Here is an 18,500-nt window from a genome sequence, read left to right as displayed (position 1 = left end):
CTCGGTCCCGTCCGCCCTCTCGAACGCGTCGCAGCCGTCGGTCCCGTCGGGCGGGACGAGCGCGTTCGCCGCGTCGACCCCTTCGACCGGTTCCGGCGGGTCGGATGCGTCGCCCCTGTCCGCCTCGTCGCGCCCGTCGGCCGCCCCGAGCGGGTCGGTTCCGTCGGCCGAGCAGGCCCCGTCCGCCCCGGCGGCGCAGTCCACCTCCTCGGCCGCCTTCCAGGAGGAGTTGTTGCGCCGGGCCCGCGCCCGGGCCCGCGGGGGTCCCGGTGCTCCGGCGGCCGGGGAGCACCCGGCCGAGGCACACCGCCCCGGTCAGGACCGCGCCGGCGAGCGCGTGCCGCTGTCGCACGCCCAGCGTCGGATGTGGGTGCTGGAGCACCTGGGCGGTGCGGGCGACTCCTACGCCGTGCCGTTCGCCACTCGCATCCACGGGCCCCTGGATCCGGCGGCGCTCGGGGCCGCCCTGACCGCCCTGGTGAGGCGGCACACCGCGCTGCGCCTGCGCTTCGGGTGGGACGAGGACGGCGAGCCGTACCAGGAGGTGCTGCCCGCGCCCGCGGACATCGCCGTGCCGGTCGTGCCGTGCGGCCCGGCCGAGGCCGCGGCGCGTCTGGCACGGGAGGCGCAGCGGCCGTTCGACCTGGCGGCCGGAGCGCTGCCCAGGGCGCTGGTGCTGCGGCACGGGGAACGGGACCACACGGTGCTGGTGGTCTTCCACCACATCACCGTGGACGGCGGTGCGCTGGAGATCGTGGCGGCAGAACTGGCCGCGCTGTACGGGGCGGTGGTCGACGGGGGCGCCGCGGTGCTGCCGGGCGACCCGCCCCAGTACACCGACCACGCTCGTCGGGAGCGGGCCGCCGCCGGCGGTCACGAGGAAGGACTGCGGCACTGGGCGCAGACATTGGCCGGAGCGGCCCCGGTCCGCCTGCCGCGCCCGGACGCGGCGCCGGGCTGCGGGGTGGCTGTCACCCGTTCGCTGCCGGCCGCGCTGCCCGGGCGGTTGCGGGAGCTGGGGACCCGGCACCGGGCCACCTTGTTCACCGTGGCGCTGGCGGCCGCGTTCGCCACCCTGCGCAAGCTGACCGGCGCGGACGACCTGGTGATCGGCGTGGCCGGCACGCACCGGAGGGGCCGTGCCATGCGCGAGCTGGTCGGGCTGTGCGTCAACACCCTGCCGGTACGCGTGGACACCGGCGGCAACCCGTCGTTCGCGCACCTGCTGGAACGGGTCCGGGACGCGCTGCTCACCGCCCAGCTCCACGGCGACGTGCCGTTCGACCTGGTGCTCGGGCGGCTCGGGGCGGCGGCGCGCGGCGCGGACGGTACGGCGCTGGTGCGGGTGACAGCCGACGTACCGGGTGAGCCGGCCGTGCTCCGGCTGCCGGGGACGACGGCCGTGTACGTGGACGTGCCGGCGTCCACGGCCAAGTTCGACCTGTCCTTCGGCCTGCTGGACGGCGCACGCCCGGCGGCGCTGGTGCAGTACGCCGGATCGGCGCTCGACGAGGAGACAGGGGTCGCACTGGCCGAGGCGCACGGGGCGGTGCTGGCCGCGGTGGCCGCCGACCCCGGACTGCCGCTGTCCGCGCTGCCCGCCGTGGCGCGCCCGCAGGCGGACGGGCCGGCCGGCCACCCGGCCGTAACGGTCCTGCGGGCGCATCCGCGGATCGCCGCCGCTGCCGTGGCCGCCGCGCCGGACGGTGCGGTGTGGGCGTACGCCGTGCCGCGCGGGGTGGGCGGACCGCCGCCCGCCGAGCTGCGGGCCCATCTGCGGACCCGGTTGCCCGCCGGGCAGGTGCCGGCCGCCGTGATGCTGCTGGACGCCCTGCCGCGTACCGCCGACGGGGCGCTGGCGGCGGCCGCGCTGCCGGGCCTGGGCGCGGCGCCGGCCGGTCCGCGGGCCGATGCGGTGACCGAGGGGTTCCGGACGCTCCTGGGTCGGTCCCCCGATCCGGACGACGACTTCTTCGCCCTGGGCGGGCACTCGCTGGTCGCCGTCCAGCTCGCCGAGAGGCTGCGCACGGTGCTGAGGCTGCCGCTGACCGGGCTGGACGTCCTCCAGGCCCGCACCCCGCGGGCGCTCACCGCGCTCCTGGAAGGACGGGCGGCCGAGCAGGCGGCCCGCACCGGCGCCCCGGTGTCCGGTCGGCCCCGCGGATCGCGGGAGGGCACCGTCCTGGTCACCGGGGCGAGCGGCGGGGTGGGCGCCTTCGTGGTGCGGGCACTGGCCGCGCGGGGGCGTCCGGTACGGGCGCTGGTCCGCCCGGAGTCGGCCCACCTGCTGCCCCCGGTCGAGGGCGTGCAGGTGGTGGAGGGCGACCTCGCCGACCTGGACGGGCTGCGGACGGCGGTGCGGGAGGCCGACGCGGTCGTCCACGCGGCATGCACCTTCACCCGCCACGAGGTGGACCTTGCGGCGATGGAGGCGCTGGCCGGGGCGTGGCGGCGGGGGCCGTTCGTCTTCGTCAGCAGCGTGGACGCGTACGGGCGGCCGCCGGCCGGGACGGTCGAGGAGGACGCCGGGACGGTGGAACCGGTCAGCCCGTACGGGCGGGCGAAGCGGGACGCCGAGGCTCTGCTGCTGGCGGTGGCCGGGCGCGGCGGCCGGGGCGGGGCGAGCGCGCTGCGCGCCCCGCTGGTGTGGGGGCGGCACGACCGCTTCCGCGACCAGGTCCGCTGGGGCGCCACCGGACTGCTGTACCAGGCCGCGGCCGGGGGCCGGGACCTGGTGGTGCCGCGTCCGGGTGCGGCCGGGGCCGCCTGGTACGGGGCGCCGTGGGTGCACGCGGCCGCGCTGGCCCGGGCCGTGGCGGCCGCGCTGGACACGCCGGTGGACGGGGTCGCCGCCACCGTGTCGGGGCACGTGCCCTGGCGGGAACTGGCCGCGGAGCTGCTGCGGCTGACCGGCGGTGGCGGGCGGGTCGTGGAGTCGGACGACGTTCACCGCGACCTGGACCACGTGTGGCACTACCGGGCGGACCGCCTGGCCCGTGCCCTGGCCCCGCTGCCGGGCGAAAACTGGCGTACGGCGCTGGGTGAGGCGGTCGGCGGCTGAACCCTCCCGCGGCCGGCTCCGCCCGGGGCGGTGCTGGGCGGAGCCGGTGGACCGGCGAGCGCGGCGTCGCTCCCGGCGCGCCGGCCCCGGCAGCGTCGCTCCGGTCCGCCGGCCGCCCCCTCGGGCGCGGCCGTCCCGCCCTGCCGACCTACACGCCCTGCCGACCTACACGCCCTGCCGGCCTACACGCCCTGCCACAAGGGCACGGTAGGGGCTCTGAACGGAGCGGTGGAGTAGATGTTGCTGGTCTCGCCGACGGGCTGCACACGCCATGCCCGCCCCGCGAGGCCTCACGGCCCGAGCCGGTTCAGGATCTGCTGTCCTACCCGGACTTCGTCAGAAACGTGCTGGACTGGGTGACCTGATGGAACACCGAGGAGCGGCCGGTCTAGAGCTCGATGACGTTGGCGGGATTGGCCGGGTCCTCATCGGTGGTCTTCAACGCGTCCCAGACCTGGTCGTAGGTGACCTTGGACTGAGAGCGGATGATGGTGTGCAGCGCAGTCTTGAGGGCGGGACCGGTCTTCCCCTCGGCCGCCGCGTAGTAGGAGCCCGCGTCCGCGGCTGTGCTCGGCTGCACCGCGGGGGCAGGGTCCGCGGTCAGCACGAAGGCCGCGGCACTGGCCAGGGCGATGACGGTGCGTCTGGTGCGGATGACGTGGTGGGGCACCAAGGAATCCCTCCCCTGAGCCACCCGCAAAGGGGCAGCGCCGACATGGAAGCGAAAAGCAGAATCGCAGCCCGGCAGGCACCAGAACATGTCCCTCGCGCAACATGCACATGACCAACGCCAGACGGAGCCGACCACACCCTCAGTCACCCCGCTACACAGGCCTGACGCCCCGCGCACCGCGTCCGACGACGCCCAACCACCCGGTGCAGTAGAGGACCTCCACCACCGCCTGCTCCTGACCCCCCTCACAATGGCGACCGCGGTACTCACCGCATGCACCACCCTGAGCGCCCCATCGCCCAGGCCCGTCCCGGCGGCGGGGATCGTCGTGCCGCACCAGGCCCCCACGCCGCTGCCGGCGCTCGCCCGCGAAGAGCTGGCCACCATCCCGGTCTTCCCCTCGCCGCTGACCACGCCGCGACGATCCGCCGGCCGACCCGTGCTGCCCCCGGCCGTCCCCCTGCACGAGTCGGCTGGTCGCTCGATGCACCCCGGCGGCATCTCGCTACGGAGGAGCCGGTATGGATGCCGCAGTCCCCCGCGTCGGCGGGGAGGGCGTCCCGGGCGTAGGTGATGCTGCGCCCGGTGGCGGCACACCCCCCCCGGACGCGGGGATGCTCCGCGCTCTGCCAGGTCGCGCACGGACGGCAGTCCAGTCTTCCTCGCCGACGCGGGGGTGTTCCGACCTGATGGGCATCGTGGTGAAGTCCTGGCATCGCCGTGGTTTGAAGGTGCGTGGTCTGGGGGTGGGTGTACGGGGGTCGGCAGCCGGCCCGTCGTGGCGGCCGGTAGGTCGGCCGCTGGATCTACCAGGCGCCGGGCGAGTCGGCGCGGGTGGGCGGCGGCTGGAAGAAGGCGGTGTTCATCGCCGGCCAGCTGTCGTTCGCGGAAGTCTCCTGGGGCAAGGACGGCCGCACCGGCCCGAAGGTCCCCGCGGGCACGAAGGTGTGCGTGCAGTTCCGGGGGGCCGGTCTGAAGTCCTGCGTCACTGTCCGGTAGGAGCGAAAGTGGCCGGCACCCATCCGCCGGGGCGGGTGGTAAGGGTGCCGGCCTAGGAACTGTCCGGCGGATCATGTGACTGTCGGATTGCTGTCTCGTTGTTCCCGGCATGGGGCGGGGTGATCTGACGAATGCCGAGTGGGTTCGGCTGGAGCCGCACTTGCCGGCGTCGGGGCGACGTGGCGGTCGGTGGAGCGATCACCGCAGGGTGATCAACGGGATCTTGTTCCGGGTCCGAACGGGCATACCGTGGCGGGATCTTCCCGAGCGTTTCGGCAGCTGGAAGACCGTCTATGAACGGCACCGGCGCTGGTCGGCGGACGGCACGTGGGACCGGATCCTGCGTGCGGTCCAGGCCGACGCCGACCTCGCGGGGCGGTTCGACTGGAGCATGGTCAGTGTCGACTCGACGTCCTGCCGGGCCCATCAGCACGCGGCAGGGGCCCGCAAGAAGAAGCCACGCGTCCCGAAAAAAGGACAACGCCCCGGCACCACCGCCCCGACGAAGGACTCGGACGGTCCCGGGGCGGCCTGACCTGCAAGATCCATCTCGCGGGTGGAGGCGGATGCAGGCCGATGGCCTTCCTCCTCACGCCCGGCCAGTGGGGCGACGCTCCGCAGATGATCGAGGTCCTTGAACGCATCCGGGTGCCCCGCCCGCAGGGCGGTCATCCGCGCACCCGGCCGGATCGCGTCGGTGGCGACAAGGCATACAGCTCACGCCGCAACCGCCGTTACCTGCGAAGACGCCAGATCAAGCACACCATCCCGGAACCGAAGGACCAGCGGGCCAACCGCAAACGGCGCGGCAGCAAGGGCGGCCGGCCCACCGGCTTCGACAGTGAGATCTACAAGCGTCGCAACGAGGTCGAGCGCACGATCAACCGGCTCAAGAACTCCCGCGCCGTCGCCACCCGCTACGACAAAAGGGCCTACGTATTCCACGGCACCGTCACGGTTGCGGCGATCCGCCTATGGCTCCGACCGTGATCCGCCGGACAGGTCCCAGGCCGACGGGGGCCGGTCGCTTCAAGCGTCCGGCCACCTCTCCCGCTTCCTGGCTGCTCCCCGGCGCGTGGGGCCCGCTGAGGCGGGGCAACGTAGGTGCATGAGCGGTCAGGGTCAGTGGGAGTACCGGTTCGCTTCGCTCGTCGTCGATGCGGGTGACTGGGATATGCAGGTCAACGACATGCTGGCCGCATGGGGGGCACAGGGCTGGGAGCCCGTGAACCATACGGCCCTGGCTGACCGTGAAGGGTTCCCGGTGCACTTCACCTTCCTGTTCCGCCACCACGTCGCGTAATCGAGCATGGGGTGCGGTGTCCGGCCGGCAGTGCGGGCAGCTTTAGTACCGTCCGCGAGAGCACCGCGGGCCTGGTCCTGGCTGGTGCCCTTGCTGTTCTTGCCCGTGTTCTTAGGCCCGAATGGGAATGCTCCTCTGACAACGGGGGACATAACGTAGCTGCTTCCTGGCGGTCGGGCCAACCGGCTTCCTCGCCCCTTGCACGTCGTCAGGACGGCGACTGTTGGGCGTTCAGCGGGGCTGGCCGAGTGTTGCCGCCGGCCGCAGGATCTCTTCGAGTTCTTCGTCCATGGCCGCGCCGGCCAATGCCCGTCCCAGCCGAGGGGCTTGTTTGAACAGGTTGTGGCCGGCAGCGAAGAGGATTCTGTCGGCTTCCCAGACTGCCATGCCGTCTTCGCTCCACGGCAGGCTTGTCACCCAGCAGTGCAGGTACTCCACGGGCTCGGGGTCGAGGCCGGGCAAGGCGTGAGAGACGTAGGCGCGGGCGCGGTCGTTGAGCGCCACCAGTGCGTTGGGGTCCGCGAAGCTGCCGTCCTCCCGTACCTCGACCGTTTGGCTCAGGCCCACCGCATATCGGCTGTTGCCCGGGTAGGGGGCTGCGTAGACGCCAACCTCGCCGAAGTCGCCGCTGCTGTCCTGCAGGCAGGCGACCTGCTGCGGGGGCGATCCCCTGACCTGGAAGGTGAGGCGGACGTGGGCTGCCGGCTGTACCGGTAGGGAAAGCCCCACGTTGCGTGCCAGCCGCGCGGTGCCCAGGCCCGCGCACACCACGGCCGTTGCGTACTCTTCGCGGCCGACGGCACTGAGCACCTCCACCGTGCCGTGGCCTGTTGGATGCAGCGAGATGACTTCGTCGGGGACCATGGCGTCACCCAGCGCGTTGGCGAGGCTCTCGACCGCGGCACGGGTACGGATGGCACCACCGGCCTCATCGAGCATCGCGGGACCGCGGTAGTCGGCGAGCAGCGGCATGCGGGTGTGAAGCTCGGCGCTGTCCACGGTGCGGGCCGGTATGCCGCCGACATCCTGCAGAATGCGCAGTCTTCCAGGAACGGAACGGCCCAGTGCGACCACGCCGTCCTGGGAGATCAGTTCGGCGCCCAAACGATCGGCCCACTCGTCCCAGACGGCGCGGCCCTGCCGGGTGAAGTCAGCCAGGCGAGCGTCGTCGTGCGCGTGGCGGAAAATGCGGGACTGACCACCGGATTGTCCGTGGCCTGGGACGCCGCTTTCGTACACCCGCACCGCCGTTCCGCGTTCAGTCAGTGCGTAGGCGGTGCAGAGGCCGACGATGCCGGCTCCTACCACTGCCACCTCGGGAACCCGGTCCATTTGATCGCCTCACTTCGCGTGTTGCCGCCGGGATGTCGTGGCCGCGACCGGCACGAATGCGGGAGGCGTGGCCTACGGCTTCAGGACCGCGCGCACGCAGCCGTCTTTCTTGTTCTTGAACATGTCGTAGCCCTTGGGTCCCTCGTCGAGGGACATGGGGTGGGTCATGAGGTGATCGGTCTTGAGGTCGCCGGCGGCGATGCGGTCGAGCAGCATGGGGATGTAGTTCTGGCCCATCTGCTGGGCGCCGCGGAGGGTCAGGCCCTTGTTCAGGAGCGCGCCCATGGGGAATTTGTCGATCAGTCCGCCGAACACGCCGAGGCAGAAGACCGTCCCGCCCTTGCGGCAGTGGTAGATCGCTTCGCGCAGGGCGCTGGGGCGGTCGGACTCGAGGCGGAGCTGTTGCTTTGCCTTGTCGTAGAGGTTGACCGGTCCGTCGGTGTGCGCTTCCATGCCGACGGCCTCGATACAGACGTCGGGTCCGCGCCCGCCGCTGCGTTCGAGCAGTTCTCCACCGACGTCGGTCTGGGTGTAGTCGATCGTCTCGCAGCCGACGTGCTCGGCGGTCATGGCCAGGCGCTCGGGGAAGCGGTCGATGGCGATCACTCGCTCGGCCCCGAGCAGCATGGCCGCCCGGGCCGCCATCTGGCCGACGCCGCCGCAGCCCCAGACCGCAACGACATCGCCGGACTTGACGCCGCCGAGGTCGGCGCCCATCCAGCCGGTGGGTGCCGCGTCCGAGGCGAACACCGCGGCCCGGTCCGATACGCCCTCGGGCACGGGAAAAGCGCCGTGATCGGCGTAGGGGACGCGGATGTACTCGGCGTGGCTGCCTGCGTTGCCGCCGAGGGCGTGTGAGTAGCCGAAGCAGGCGCCGAGCGGTTGGCCGTAGGTGAGCTCGGTGAGACCCGGGTTCGTGTTGGCGTTGTCGCACAGCGACCAGAGGTCGTTCTGGCAGTACCAGCATTGACCGCAGCCGAAGAACGAGCACACGACCACTCGTTCTCCGACCGATCGCTTGCGGACGTCGGCGCCGACCTCGACGATGTCGCCGAGGAACTCGTGCCCGAGCACGTCACCTCGTTCCATGGCGGGCATGTAGCCGCCGAGCAGGTGCAGGTCCGAGCCGCAAACCGAACTAAGACGCACCTCGACGATGGCGTCCTGGCGGTTGTTGATCTGCGGGTCGGGGACCCGCTCGACGCTCAGGTCGTTGACTCCGTTCCAGGTGAGCGCTTTCACAGCCTTCCCTCCTCGCGTGCGCGCCCGGTGGCGACCGAGATCAGCTTTCCGCCCGGACCGGGGTGGGTCGTCGGCGGCCTGTCGGGACTGAGTACCTCTCCGGTCTCCAGCAGCGCGCGGCAGTCGCGCAGAGCCCGGCGCACCGGCCCGCGTGGGTCCTGACCCCTGAGTCGGGCCCCGGCGCCTGCTGGTCCCGAGGGCACGGGATCGCGCAGGCGGGCGGCGACCTCGGTGCCGCGGTCGCCGGGTGCCAGCCGAACCTGGACCTCGATCTTGTCGCCGAGCATCGCGAGCGGTTCGGGGAGCCGTCCGTTCACAGAGACCTCGTCCAGCGGACGGTTGATCGTCACCGTGTGCCAGCGATCATTCACTCCGCCGGTCTCGCTCGCGTCCTCCTTCCACCGGCGGATCAGCACCGCTGCTCCGCCGCCCACCGCCAGGCCGCTCAAGGCCAGCGCTTTGCCGTTCATCGCGTGCTCCTCTCCGGTGACGAGGCTGGATCGCCGTCGTCGAACCGTTCGATCTACGTCAACCGTCGCGCGTTGACGGCATCGCCTCCCGCGGGTGTCCGGGCTGTAGTCGGTGCCCCGGAGCGCGCTAGCTGGGTGCCGGGTGGCGCAGTTTCGCTGCCAGGCTAGACACCGGAGGACGGGCTGCCGGCTTGGGCGAACTGCTCGACGATGGCGGCGCAGAAGGCCGGCAGGTCTGCCGGCGACCGGCTCGAGGTGAATTGGCCGTAGGTGACGACTTCCTCGTCTACGACCTCGGCTCCTGCGTTACGCAGGTCCGTGCGGATGCTCGGCCACGAGGTGAGCCGGCGTCCGCGTACCACATCGGCCTCCGCCAGGGTCCAGGGGCCATGGCAGATCGTGGCTACGGGCTTGCCCGCGTTCACGAAGTCCTTGATGAAGCCGATGGCGTCCTTGTCCACCCTTAGCTGGTCGGGGTTCATGGTGCCGCCGGGGAGCAGCAGGGCGTCGTAATCGTCGGGGGAGGCGTCCGAGACGAGCCGATCGACGGGGAAGGTCCCTGCGGGATTCAGGTCCGCCTGGCGGGCCTGGATTTCGCCGGTATGGATGGAGAGGACCTCGGTATTCGCCCCGGCACCGTGCAGGGCGCCACGCGGCTGCTCGAGTTCGACGCGCTCGACGCCGTCGGCAGCCAGGATCGCGACCTTCTGACCGCGCAGTTCGTGTGCCATGGTGTTCATTCCTTCGGTGAGGGGCCGGCGCCGCAGTCTGGTATCGCGGTACTGCAAGAGCGGGTTCCGGCTGTCTCTCCGGGCGCGTGAGGCCGCCGGGCCGGGAGCGGGCGACGACCGCCCATCCGGTCCCGGCGGACCCGCCGACCCGGCCAACACCAGCGGGCGGCAGCCCCGGGTTCCTACCGCTTGTGGCCGTTGCTGTGGCCGTTGGGATGCAGGACCACCTTCGTCCAGCCTTGGTCACGGGCGTCGAAGTGCTCATAGGCTGTGGGGGCTTCATCCAGGCTGAGCTCGTGGGAGACGATGAAGCTCGGCTTGGCCTTCTCGCCGGCGATCAGGTCGCGCAGCGCTCGGTTGTACCGCTTCACCGGCGCCTGCCCGGTCCCCATGCGCTGGCCCTTGAACCACATCATCCCGAAGTCGATCGGCACCTTGCCCTGCGCCTCCAACTCGCCCTGGGCCTCTTCGCCGCCGGGGTCCTGGGGCAGGAACACGCCCACCACGCCGATGTCGCCGGTGAACCTGACCGAGTCGATCAGGCCGTTGAGCGTGAGGCTGGCGTCCTCGTGCCCCTGGGGGTCGTGTGCCTGGTAGCCGACGCACTCGCATCCGTTGTCCGCCCCCAGACCGAGGGTGGCTTCCTTGACGACCTCTGCCGGATCGTGCTCGGCGGTATTGATCGGGATGGCCCCGATCTCTTCCGCCTTGCGCAGCCGGTCGGGCTGGTGGTCGGCGACCCAGACACGGCCGGCTCCTCTGAGTACGGCGGAGTAGGCCGCCATCAGCCCGACGGGGCCGGCGCCGAAGACGATCGTCTGGTCGCCCGGTTTGACGTTGGCCATCTCGGTGGCGTGATAGCCGGTGGGGAAGATGTCGGCGAGCATGACGTAGTCGGTCTGCCGCTCGGCGGCATCCTCGCCCAGGCGCAGCGCGTTGAAGTCGCCGTAGGGCACGCGCAGCAGCTCTGCTTGGCCTCCTTGGTAGGGGCCCATATCGGCGAAACCGTAGGCGGCTCCGGCGAGGGCGGGTTCCGGCTGCATGGTCAAGCAGTAGTTGGTCAGTCCCCGTTCGCACTGCTTGCAGAAGCCGCAGGCGATGTTGAAGGGGAGCACCACGTACTCGCCGACCTATACCTTGCTCACGGCCGAGCCGACCTCCACGACCTGGCCCATGTTCTCGTGCCCCAGCGTGCGGCCGGACTCGAACGAGGTGCGGCCCTCGTACATGTGCAGGTCCGAGCCACAGATGTTGGTGGCCGTGATCTTGACGATGATGTCGCAGGGGTGCTCGATCTTCGCGTCCGGTACATCCTTGAACGTGACCGTTCGCGGTCCTTCGTATACCGCTGCCTTCATGATGACTCCCCTGGATGCCGACGCGCACCGCGGTAGAAGCGGCACACACGGCCCGAATTCCGAAAGTTGGTGGTGACAGGATCTTGACCCCGGGATCGCCTCATAGGGCGGTTCACCGGGTCAGGTGCACAGCCGAGCCGCCAGCGACCCGGCAAGTGCCGCTTCGGCACTACGGCGACCTGCCGTGCGGGTCCCCATGATGTCCGGCACGAAACAGGCATATGCGGTGCTTGCTGCACCAGCCGCCGACTCGGAAGACGAGCTAGGGCCCGCCTCCTGAAAAAGCTAGTGCCTCCGCCGTATGACAGGTTCGTTCGGGCGATCGAATGGTCATTTTCATGTCGTTCTTCGTCGGACAGCATCCTGTGACTGTTCGTCGTAGTTGGCGAGGGTCCAGCCTTGTTGGCAAGACGGCCGTCTGCGAGTGGTGGTCGGCCCATCGCCGCCTGCGGACCGCATCGGCAGGCATCAACGGCTCGATCCGGTCCCACATCGGATCGGTGATCACCAATCGGATAGACACATCCGATCAACTGATTTAATCCATCAAAGAGACACGCTCTAGTCCTGGTCGTCGAGCATGCGGCGGCGTTCCTGTTCACGCTTGGAATAAGCGGCCGCCCGGACCGCCTCCTCGTTCTCCAGACTCGATCCCAGCGCACCGCCTACCGTGGCGACCGAAGCCACGAACCACGCCAGTGTCCAGTACTCGGTAGCGTGCAGCGGGGTCCGAGTCAGGGAGAAGAACGCTTGGTCATTGAGGATGAAGAGCGCCCACAACCAGTTGACCACCAGCAACCCCACGTAGCAGACGAGCACCCCGATGCCAACGGTCACGACCGTCGACGCGTTGTAGAGGGCTGCCCGCTTCCTCGCCTCGGGTGAACTGTCGGTCGCTCGATGCCACAGGTGGGCGTCGACAATGAGCCAGCTGATCATGAGCGCGACGGAGCCGACCGTGGCGATCACGAGTCGCGGAGTGCTGAGGGAGGCGGCCAGGGTCCAGAGTGTGGAGTTCACGGTGGCGATCGCCCCTGTGGCGAGTGCGGCCGCCAGGGCCTTGGAGAGCCCCGGGACCAGCCGCCACGGCCGGTTGGCCCGAACCATACCGCCGAGTATTCTCAGGTACCCGCGCGGCCCGCCGACGACATACATGAGATCCGCGGCCTCTTCATCACCCACCGGGGCCCGGCGAACAGATGCGAGGCTGCTGGTGAAGCCTTCCAGCGTCCGACGGTGGCCAGGCTCCTCGGCTTGAGATGGCTGCGCCCCCGCCAGGCTGAGCACGGCCTCTTCAACTGCCCGCCCAGCCTTCTTCTGGAAGCGCACGCCTCCCAGGGAGGGGAGGGATAGAAGCGCAAGGCCATGTTCATGGCTCAGCTCCACGACGATCTTGTGCCCCTGCGCATGCAGCGGCAGGTCGGTGAGCGCCACGACGATGTCCCAGCGCTCCTCGCGTCCGCGGTCCAGGATCCGGCGTGTCAACGTCGACAGGTCCTCGGTTCCTGCGGTGAAGGGCTCACTCACCACCTCGACGTCGAACCGGCCGCGCCGACCGAACCTGCCCGCGAGCCGAGCGGGAAGGTCGCGCGCCATGCGCTGCGCGACCTCTGTCGGTGTGTCCGGATCCGCCAGCAGAGCCACGACCGTAACGCTTTGCGACGACCCACCCATGACGGCCTCCTTCCGTCGGCTGCCCCGGCGTTCCGCAGTGCCCACAATGCTCGCGCCATAACGTGCAGCGGCGGTGCCTGCGCCGAACCCGTTACGTCGCCAAGGCGGCTGGGTCGGGATTCAGACCGAGGTGGCCTCGCCGGCGGCTGCCCCCAGGCCTACACGGCCGACCGGATCGAGGCGGACGCCGCACCGAGCCAAGCGGCTCATGGACCTGCTGATGCTCAAACCCCAGCTCCGCCGCCCGCAGAAGACACCCAGGCTCAAGGCGGAACCCTGCCGTTCGACTAACCGACGCCGACGGTCAGCCGGCGGCCCATCCGAGCCCGAGGGCGACCAGGACAGCGAGCCGTTCGGCGCTCAGCTTTGCGAGGCGGGTCTTGGTGTTGGTCAGCCACACCCCCAGCCGCACCTCCGTGCCGTCGGCCAGCCGTTCGACGTGCTGCCGGGGGACGGTGATCGTTCCGGTGCGGGCGCGGTACTGGGCCAGGGCGGCGGTGCCTGTCGGCGTACATGTGAACGTGCACAGCCGAGTACGGATGAACGTGCCCAGCCTCGGGCGTGGCCAGGCGTCTCCTTGACCTGAAGCATGATTGAGGTTCTAGCGTGTCGCCCACTCGATTATCTAGCGACGGGAGACACGCTCGTGATCCTCGTGACCGGAGCCACCGGGAACATAGGCAGTGCCCTGCTGAGGGAGCTGCACGTACGGGGTGTCGGGCCGCTGAGAGGGCTCACTCGTGACGCCGCACGGGCCGTCTTACCTCAGGGAGTTGAGGCTGTGGAGGGCGACTTCGCAGATCCGGCGTCGCTGGAGCCCGCGCTGAAGGGGGTGCGCTCGCTGTTTCTAGTGTCGCGTCTGGGCTCGGACGCCGACATCCTCGAAGCGGCCCGGCAGGCGGGAGTGGAGCACGTCGTGCTGGTGTCGTCCATCACCGTCCAGACCCACCCGCACCTCGGCCCCGCCGACGAGAACCTGGCGGTGGAGCGTCTACTCAAGGAAACCGGCATGGCCTGGACGATCCTGCGGCCGACGCAGTTCGCGTCGAACACCCTGATGTGGGCTGCGTCCATCCGCGGCCGCGAGACCGTCCGCGCGCCGTACGCCGCGACCGCGCTACCGACCATCCACCCCGCGGACATCGCATCGGTGGCACGGGTGGCTCTGACCGAGCCCGGCCACCACAAACGCACCCATGCTTTGACCGGGCCAGAGCCGATAACCGTCCGACAGCAGGTCGAGGCCATCGCGGCAGTACTGGGCCGGGAGGTGCCCTTCGCCGAGATCAGCCGTCGGCAGGCCCACGCGCAGATGGTCGCGGTCTTCGGGACCGAGGCCGCGGACGCGGTGCTCGACGTCACTGGTGGAGACGTGAACCCCGAGCTACTGATGGTGCGCGACACGGTTTCTCAGGTCACCGGAACGCCGGCTCGCTCGTTCCGGCAGTGGGCTTCGGAGAACGCCGACGCCTTCCGTTGAATCACCAGGGCCTGAGCACCTTCGTCCGTACCCCGGTGCGCATCTTCACGAGTACGCCGACACCCCCAGCCGCACCTCGGTGCCGTCGGCCAGGCGCTCGACGCGTTGCCGGGGGACGGTGACCGTCCCGGTGCGGGCGCGGTACCGGGCCAGGGCGGTGGTGCCCCGCTCGAACGCCCCGGCCGGTGTCCCGGACCCGGCCGCGCCCGGCACCGGGCCAAGTGCCGGCTGCTCGGCCGCCAGCTCCCGCGCCCACGTCGGGCGCCGGGCCGGCGCAGGTTCGCCGGCCACTGCCCGCAGCGAAACCGGGTGAGGGGCGCGTGGCGGCGCCCTTCAGGTGTGATGCGTTCGAGCTGGGGTGATGGCCACAGGGTGCGTAGGGTCGGTGTCAGGTCACTTGACACCCAGGCGCTCGGCCCGGGGTAGACGGCCGCAGGACGGACCGGCGAGGTGACGGTGAGGATGGCTTCTTCGTTCGATGGCGAGCTGCCGGAGGCGGTATTCGACCCGATCCGGTTGGCCGCGGTGGTCGAGTCCGGTCTGCTGGACGCCGCCCCGGAGAGCGCCTTCGACGATCTCGCGCAACTTGCGCTGGCGATCACCGGCGCGGACAAGGCGTTCTTCACCGTAGCCGACGCCCGGCGCTCGTTTTGGAAGACCGCTGTGGGCACGGACGCGGCGGCGGGCCGGGAGAACGACATCCGCGACAGCCCCTGCCACCTCCTTGTCGGCACCGGCCGGGAACTGATCGCCGAGGAGGCGGCCCGCGACCCCCGCATCAAAGACCTGGCCGCCATCGGGGCTCTGGATATCGGAGCGTGGGCGGGCTACCCCGTGCTCTCGCCCACGGCCACGTACTGGGCGGCTTCTGCGTCAGCGACCACACCGCCCGACCCTTCACCCCCGCTCAGCGCGAGGCACTGCGGACCCTGGCCCGGTCGGTAACGCAAGAGATCGCCCTGCGGCACGCCCTGTGCCACGCCCAGGCCAGCGGGGAAGCCTCCGCCGCGCTGGCCCTTACCCCTCAAGACAGCCTCCTGCCGCCCCGCATGCCGCAGGTACCCGAACTCGACGTCGCCGCGCTCTACCTGCCGGCCGATACCACCGGCGCCGCCGGCGCTCAGTTGGTCGGCGACTTGTACGACCTCTTCCGCACCCGCGGCAAGAGCTGGTGCGGGTCATGGCGACGTCAGCGGCAAGGGCGTCGAGGCCGCCAAGGTCACCGCGCTGGCCCGCTACACCATCCGCACCGAAGCCACCCAGCACGCCCGCCCCGCCACCGTGCTGCACCACCTGCACCAGGCCATGGTCGACCAGCAGATCAGCGACCGCTTCCTCACCGCCGCCCTGACCGTCTTCCGCACCCATGCCGACGGCGACATCACCGGCCACTACGCCAACGCCGGCCACCCCCCGGCCCTCCTCCGCCGACGACGGCACGGTCGAGGAACTGCGCGCTCCTCAGCCCCCTCCTGCCGCCCCCGTCAGAACGCCACAGCCAGACACCGTTCCGCCTCCGGCCAGGCGATGCGCTGACGGCATCACCGAAACCCGCGACCACCGCCAAGGGCCCCTCTTCGGCGACGAACGCCTCGCCGCCACCCTGGCCGCCACCGGAAACCTCCCCGCTGCCGACACCCTCGACCGCCTCCACCGCGAGATGACCGACCACACCGGCCACCACGCCGTCGACGACACCGCTTTGATGCTCCTCCGTCTCTACCCCCGCCCCTGAGCCGGCCCGACGGTCGCATCCCGGCCGAGCGCTTGCCCGTGGTGGAGCGCTCCATCGGCCGGGCCGTGACGTCCCCGGAGGCCTCGGCCTTGCCCGCAGGCATCCCGGCGGACCTGCTCCCCGCTCTCCAGGCAGCGGTGACGGAAGCTGTCTCCACCGGGTTTTCTACGCCGTTGGCGCCATCGTGCTTCTGGCGACGGTGCCGGCGGCGCTCCTGCTGCCCCGCCGGCCCCCGGGCGGTTCCGCGGAGCCCAGCGCGGACGGACCGGCATTTTCCGCCTGACACCTGCGCTCGCGCGCGGCCGGCCTCCCGAGACGGCGAGGACGCGCCCCTCGCGCGGTCGTGGCCGTCCGATGGCGGGCGCCTACGAGGCGGTCAGGATACCGAGGCGGACCAGTGACCTGACGGTCCGCACCGACTCCTCGGAGGTGGCGGGGGCCGCGAACTTCCCCGCGGGCAGGCTGGTCCGGGCCGTTTCCGACCGCAGGGCGTCGGCGATGGCCGGCTGCATGGCGATGGTGTCGCCATTGACCCGCACGTTGGTCCGTCCGTCCGGGTTTGGGGAGAACGAGAAGTCCACCGGCGTGCGGCGCACCAGCGTGTCCTCGGCGATGGCGTCCACCTCGGCCATCGCGGTGAACTGATGCCCGCGCGAGGTGCCTTCGGCGGTCCGGCCCTCGGCGACCAGTCTGAGTAGCTCCTCGTGCGTGTCCACCGCGCGCAGTCGGGTGACCAGGGCTTCGATGTGCTCCCGTAGTGCCGGCGCGTGCTCGGGCACCGTCGCCTCGGTGAGGTGGGGGAACCCCCGTCGTTCGTCGTCGAGGGGGAGCAGGTGTGTGGTGAGGGACCGCACGAGGTCGGGCCAGTGGCGCGGAGTGACGGTAACCGTCAGGTGGAGGGAGACGTCGTTCTCGGCGACTGCCACGTGCGGTGTGCCTTGAGGCAGGTACATCACGTCGCCCGGGCGGAGGGAGACGTCCCAGAGAGGGTCGCCTAGGTGCTCGGGGCGGTACTCCTCGCCCATCCGGTACGGCCGGCCGTCCGGGCGGCTGACCTCCCGCGTCGGCCAGATCCGCCAGCGCTTGGTGCCGTGCAGGTGAATGACGTAGGTGTCGTTGGGGTCGTGGTGGATGACGAAACCCTGACGCCCCGCCGGGGTGAGGAAGGCCAGGGAGTCGCTGCGGGTGGCGAACTTCACTGGGCTCTGTCCGGTTTCCTTGTCGCCTATGGCTCCGTGCTCGCGGCCGCGGGGTGGCTCACCGACGTGTTCGGCCGCCGCAGGACGACTCTGGTGGGCCTGGCGGGCTTCGCGGCGGCCAGCGTGGGCTGCGGCAGTGCGGACAGCATGGCGGGACTGCTCGTCGGCAGGGCGGTGCAGGGCGCGGCGGGAGGTCTGATCGCGCCGGCGTCGCTCGCCCTGGTCTCGGTGTCCTTCGACCGGGCCCGCGCGGACCACGCCATCGCGATCGTGGTCGGTTCCGGCGCCCTGGGCACCGTGATCGGCCCGGCCGTGGGCGGCCTGCTGGCCGGCACGGTGGGCTGGCGCTGGGTGTTTTTCGTCAACGTCCCCCTGTGTATCGCCGCGGCGGCGGCCATCTACCGGAAGAGCGCCGGTGGCGACCGGCTGGGCCGACGCGGGACTGCCGTGCCTCTGGCACGCTTGCTCTTGCTTACCCTCGGTGTCCTGGCAGTCGCACTGTGCGTGGACCGCGGTCCTGTCTGGGGCTGGCTCGACGTTCCGCAGTGCCTGCTGTACCTCCTCGCGGCCGTATGCCTGCTGGCCTTCGCGGCACGGGAGCGGCGGGCACCCGACCCTCTGTACGGCCCAGCCGTCCACGGCCACCGTCCTTTGTTGGCCATGGCCGGCAGCGGAGCCATGATCACCACGTCCTTCGCGCTCATGGTCCTGCTGCTGAGCACGTGCTGGCAGGGCGCCGGGCGCTACTCGTCCGTCCACGCCGGACTGCTCCTGCTGCCCCTCACGGCGGCCTATGCCCTCGCCGCCTACCAGGCACGACGAGCCGCCGCGCGGGGGCGCGGGCGCCGAAACCTCGCCGCGGCGGCCGCGTTGGCCTCCGGAACGCTCGCGGGCTCGGTCCTGGTGTCGCCGGGCCACGTCTCTCTCCCCCTGCTAGCCCTGTGCGGCCTCGGCGTGGGGCTCGGGAACAGCCTGACGAACCTCCTCGGTCAGCACTGCGCGCCCACGGGCGCCGCGGGCAGGGCCGCTGCGTTCATCCTCACCGCCAAGACCATGCTGGCGGCCGTCGGCCTCGCCACCGCCGCCAGCCTGCTCGAAGCGATCGACGGCAGTGGCGGAAATGGGCACTCCCTGCAACCCATGGCCCTGGGCACGGCCGGCCTGCTGCTCGGCGCGGCCGCAGTCGCCGTGCTCGGCCGCTCGTCCCCGAAGAGGTGAAACGCTGGAAGGGGCCACGCGGAGC

At 71.2% G+C, this 18,500-nt stretch carries 17 protein-coding genes and 2 pseudogenes; 8 read left to right on the top strand and 11 right to left on the bottom strand.

All coding sequences use genetic code 11. The annotated features are described in order from the left end of the window. Positions 1-232 precede the first annotated feature (232 nt). Positions 233-3,061, top strand: coding sequence for a condensation domain-containing protein (locus tag C6N75_RS12145; RefSeq protein ID WP_258177368.1), 2,829 nt, complete (start codon positions 233-235; stop codon positions 3,059-3,061). 388 nt (positions 3,062-3,449) lie between these two features. Here C6N75_RS12145 and C6N75_RS12140 read toward each other — a convergent pair whose 3' ends face one another. Continuing rightward, on the bottom strand, positions 3,450-3,731 hold the full coding sequence (locus C6N75_RS12140) for a hypothetical protein (RefSeq protein ID WP_407703213.1): 282 nt from the start codon (positions 3,729-3,731) through the stop codon (positions 3,450-3,452). Between the two features lie 1,111 nt (positions 3,732-4,842). Here C6N75_RS12140 and C6N75_RS12135 point away from each other — a divergent pair. Together C6N75_RS12135 and C6N75_RS12130 are read left to right on the top strand one after the other, a co-directional pair. Beyond that, positions 4,843-5,723, top strand: a protein-coding gene (locus C6N75_RS12135; RefSeq protein ID WP_105868885.1) for an IS5 family transposase whose coding sequence is annotated in 2 segments (ribosomal slippage) — positions 4,843-5,203 and positions 5,203-5,723 — 882 coding nt in all. Because the reading frame shifts where the segments join, the coding sequence is not laid out codon by codon here. A 118-nt stretch (positions 5,724-5,841) separates the two neighbouring features. After that, entirely contained in the window at positions 5,842-6,036 is a 195-nt protein-coding gene (locus C6N75_RS12130; RefSeq protein ID WP_105868884.1) for a hypothetical protein, read from the top strand. A gap of 231 nt (positions 6,037-6,267) precedes the next feature. Here C6N75_RS12130 and C6N75_RS12125 read toward each other — a convergent pair whose 3' ends face one another. The 8 genes and pseudogenes from C6N75_RS12125 to C6N75_RS12090 all read right to left on the bottom strand — a co-directional run bounded on the left by C6N75_RS12125 (position 6,268) and on the right by C6N75_RS12090 (position 13,333). Continuing rightward, positions 6,268-7,368: an NAD(P)/FAD-dependent oxidoreductase gene (locus tag C6N75_RS12125; protein ID WP_105868883.1), complete on the bottom strand. Its 1,101-nt coding sequence runs from the start codon at positions 7,366-7,368 to the stop codon at positions 6,268-6,270. 72 nt (positions 7,369-7,440) lie between these two features. Continuing rightward, the gene (locus tag C6N75_RS12120) at positions 7,441-8,610 is read right to left on the bottom strand and encodes a zinc-dependent alcohol dehydrogenase (RefSeq protein ID WP_105868882.1); all 1,170 of its coding nucleotides are present in this window, start codon (positions 8,608-8,610) and stop codon (positions 7,441-7,443) included. Next, positions 8,607-9,080: a hypothetical protein gene (locus C6N75_RS12115; protein ID WP_105868881.1), complete on the bottom strand. Its 474-nt coding sequence runs from the start codon at positions 9,078-9,080 to the stop codon at positions 8,607-8,609. The genes C6N75_RS12120 and C6N75_RS12115 overlap by 4 nt, the downstream gene beginning before the upstream one ends. 164 nt (positions 9,081-9,244) lie before the next feature. Then, positions 9,245-9,811: a type 1 glutamine amidotransferase domain-containing protein gene (locus tag C6N75_RS12110; RefSeq protein WP_105868880.1), complete on the bottom strand. Its 567-nt coding sequence runs from the start codon at positions 9,809-9,811 to the stop codon at positions 9,245-9,247. A 182-nt stretch (positions 9,812-9,993) separates the two neighbouring features. Beyond that, positions 9,994-11,169: pseudogene (locus tag C6N75_RS12105) on the bottom strand (glutathione-independent formaldehyde dehydrogenase). Positions 11,170-11,596: 427 nt separating this feature from the next. Further along, a pseudogene (locus C6N75_RS12100) lies at positions 11,597-11,692 on the bottom strand (IS5/IS1182 family transposase); the annotation flags it as partial. A gap of 38 nt (positions 11,693-11,730) precedes the next feature. After that, positions 11,731-12,843, bottom strand: coding sequence for a hypothetical protein (locus C6N75_RS12095; RefSeq protein WP_181160449.1), 1,113 nt, complete (start codon positions 12,841-12,843; stop codon positions 11,731-11,733). 304 nt (positions 12,844-13,147) lie between these two features. Next, positions 13,148-13,333 carry a helicase associated domain-containing protein gene (locus C6N75_RS12090; protein ID WP_322888047.1) on the bottom strand — a complete coding sequence of 62 codons (186 nt, stop codon included), beginning with the start codon at positions 13,331-13,333 and terminating at the stop codon, positions 13,148-13,150. A gap of 156 nt (positions 13,334-13,489) precedes the next feature. On the opposite strand from C6N75_RS12090, the gene C6N75_RS12085 reads away from it, so the two are divergent. Beyond that, positions 13,490-14,323: an NAD(P)H-binding protein gene (locus C6N75_RS12085; RefSeq protein WP_105868879.1), complete on the top strand. Its 834-nt coding sequence runs from the start codon at positions 13,490-13,492 to the stop codon at positions 14,321-14,323. A 45-nt stretch (positions 14,324-14,368) separates the two neighbouring features. Here the strand turns inward: C6N75_RS12085 and C6N75_RS30180 are convergent, their stop codons facing one another. After that, positions 14,369-14,614: a hypothetical protein gene (locus C6N75_RS30180; protein ID WP_146132552.1), complete on the bottom strand. Its 246-nt coding sequence runs from the start codon at positions 14,612-14,614 to the stop codon at positions 14,369-14,371. 171 nt (positions 14,615-14,785) lie between these two features. Between C6N75_RS30180 and C6N75_RS12080 the strand changes: the two genes are divergently transcribed. The 3 genes from C6N75_RS12080 (at position 14,786) to C6N75_RS32240 (ending at position 16,058) form a co-directional block, all read left to right on the top strand. Continuing rightward, positions 14,786-15,268, top strand: a complete 483-nt coding sequence (locus tag C6N75_RS12080) for a hypothetical protein (RefSeq protein WP_146132551.1) — start codon at positions 14,786-14,788, stop codon at positions 15,266-15,268. Between the two features lie 153 nt (positions 15,269-15,421). After that, a complete protein-coding gene (locus tag C6N75_RS12075) occupies positions 15,422-15,859 on the top strand; it encodes a PP2C family protein-serine/threonine phosphatase (RefSeq protein WP_105868877.1) in 438 nt (145 codons plus the stop codon). Next, on the top strand, positions 15,774-16,058 hold the full coding sequence (locus tag C6N75_RS32240; protein ID WP_407703214.1) for a SpoIIE family protein phosphatase: 285 nt from the start codon (positions 15,774-15,776) through the stop codon (positions 16,056-16,058). Before C6N75_RS12075 ends, C6N75_RS32240 begins: the two co-directional genes overlap by 86 nt. A gap of 365 nt (positions 16,059-16,423) precedes the next feature. Here the strand turns inward: C6N75_RS32240 and C6N75_RS12065 are convergent, their stop codons facing one another. Further along, complete coding sequence (locus tag C6N75_RS12065; RefSeq protein WP_181160448.1) at positions 16,424-17,257, bottom strand: JmjC domain-containing protein; 834 nt, start codon at positions 17,255-17,257, stop codon at positions 16,424-16,426. A gap of 36 nt (positions 17,258-17,293) precedes the next feature. Here C6N75_RS12065 and C6N75_RS12060 point away from each other — a divergent pair, with 36 nt between their 5' ends. Further along, positions 17,294-18,475: an MFS transporter gene (locus C6N75_RS12060; protein ID WP_258177367.1), complete on the top strand. Its 1,182-nt coding sequence runs from the start codon at positions 17,294-17,296 to the stop codon at positions 18,473-18,475. The last annotated feature ends 25 nt before the right edge of the window (positions 18,476-18,500 follow it).

It is taken from the genome of Streptomyces solincola, assembly GCF_002982015.1.
GTDB lineage: Bacteria > Actinomycetota > Actinomycetes > Streptomycetales > Streptomycetaceae > Streptomyces > Streptomyces solincola.
Note: the sequence above shows the minus strand (reverse complement) of the source record. Positions and strands in the feature narration are given on the sequence as shown.

What these genes read in the sequence shown, in the direction of transcription:
- C6N75_RS12080 (WP_146132551.1), top strand. Translation starts at nt 14,786, where the DNA reads ATGGCTTCTTCGTTCGATGGCGAGCTGCCGGAGGCGGTATTCGACCCG.
- C6N75_RS12130 (WP_105868884.1), top strand. Translation starts at nt 5,842, where the DNA reads ATGAGCGGTCAGGGTCAGTGGGAGTACCGGTTCGCTTCGCTCGTCGTC.
- C6N75_RS12110 (WP_105868880.1), bottom strand. Translation starts at nt 9,811, where the DNA reads ATGGCACACGAACTGCGCGGTCAGAAGGTCGCGATCCTGGCTGCCGAC.
- C6N75_RS12125 (WP_105868883.1), bottom strand. Translation starts at nt 7,368, where the DNA reads ATGGACCGGGTTCCCGAGGTGGCAGTGGTAGGAGCCGGCATCGTCGGC.
- C6N75_RS12115 (WP_105868881.1), bottom strand. Translation starts at nt 9,080, where the DNA reads ATGAACGGCAAAGCGCTGGCCTTGAGCGGCCTGGCGGTGGGCGGCGGA.
- C6N75_RS12095 (WP_181160449.1), bottom strand. Translation starts at nt 12,843, where the DNA reads ATGGGTGGGTCGTCGCAAAGCGTTACGGTCGTGGCTCTGCTGGCGGAT.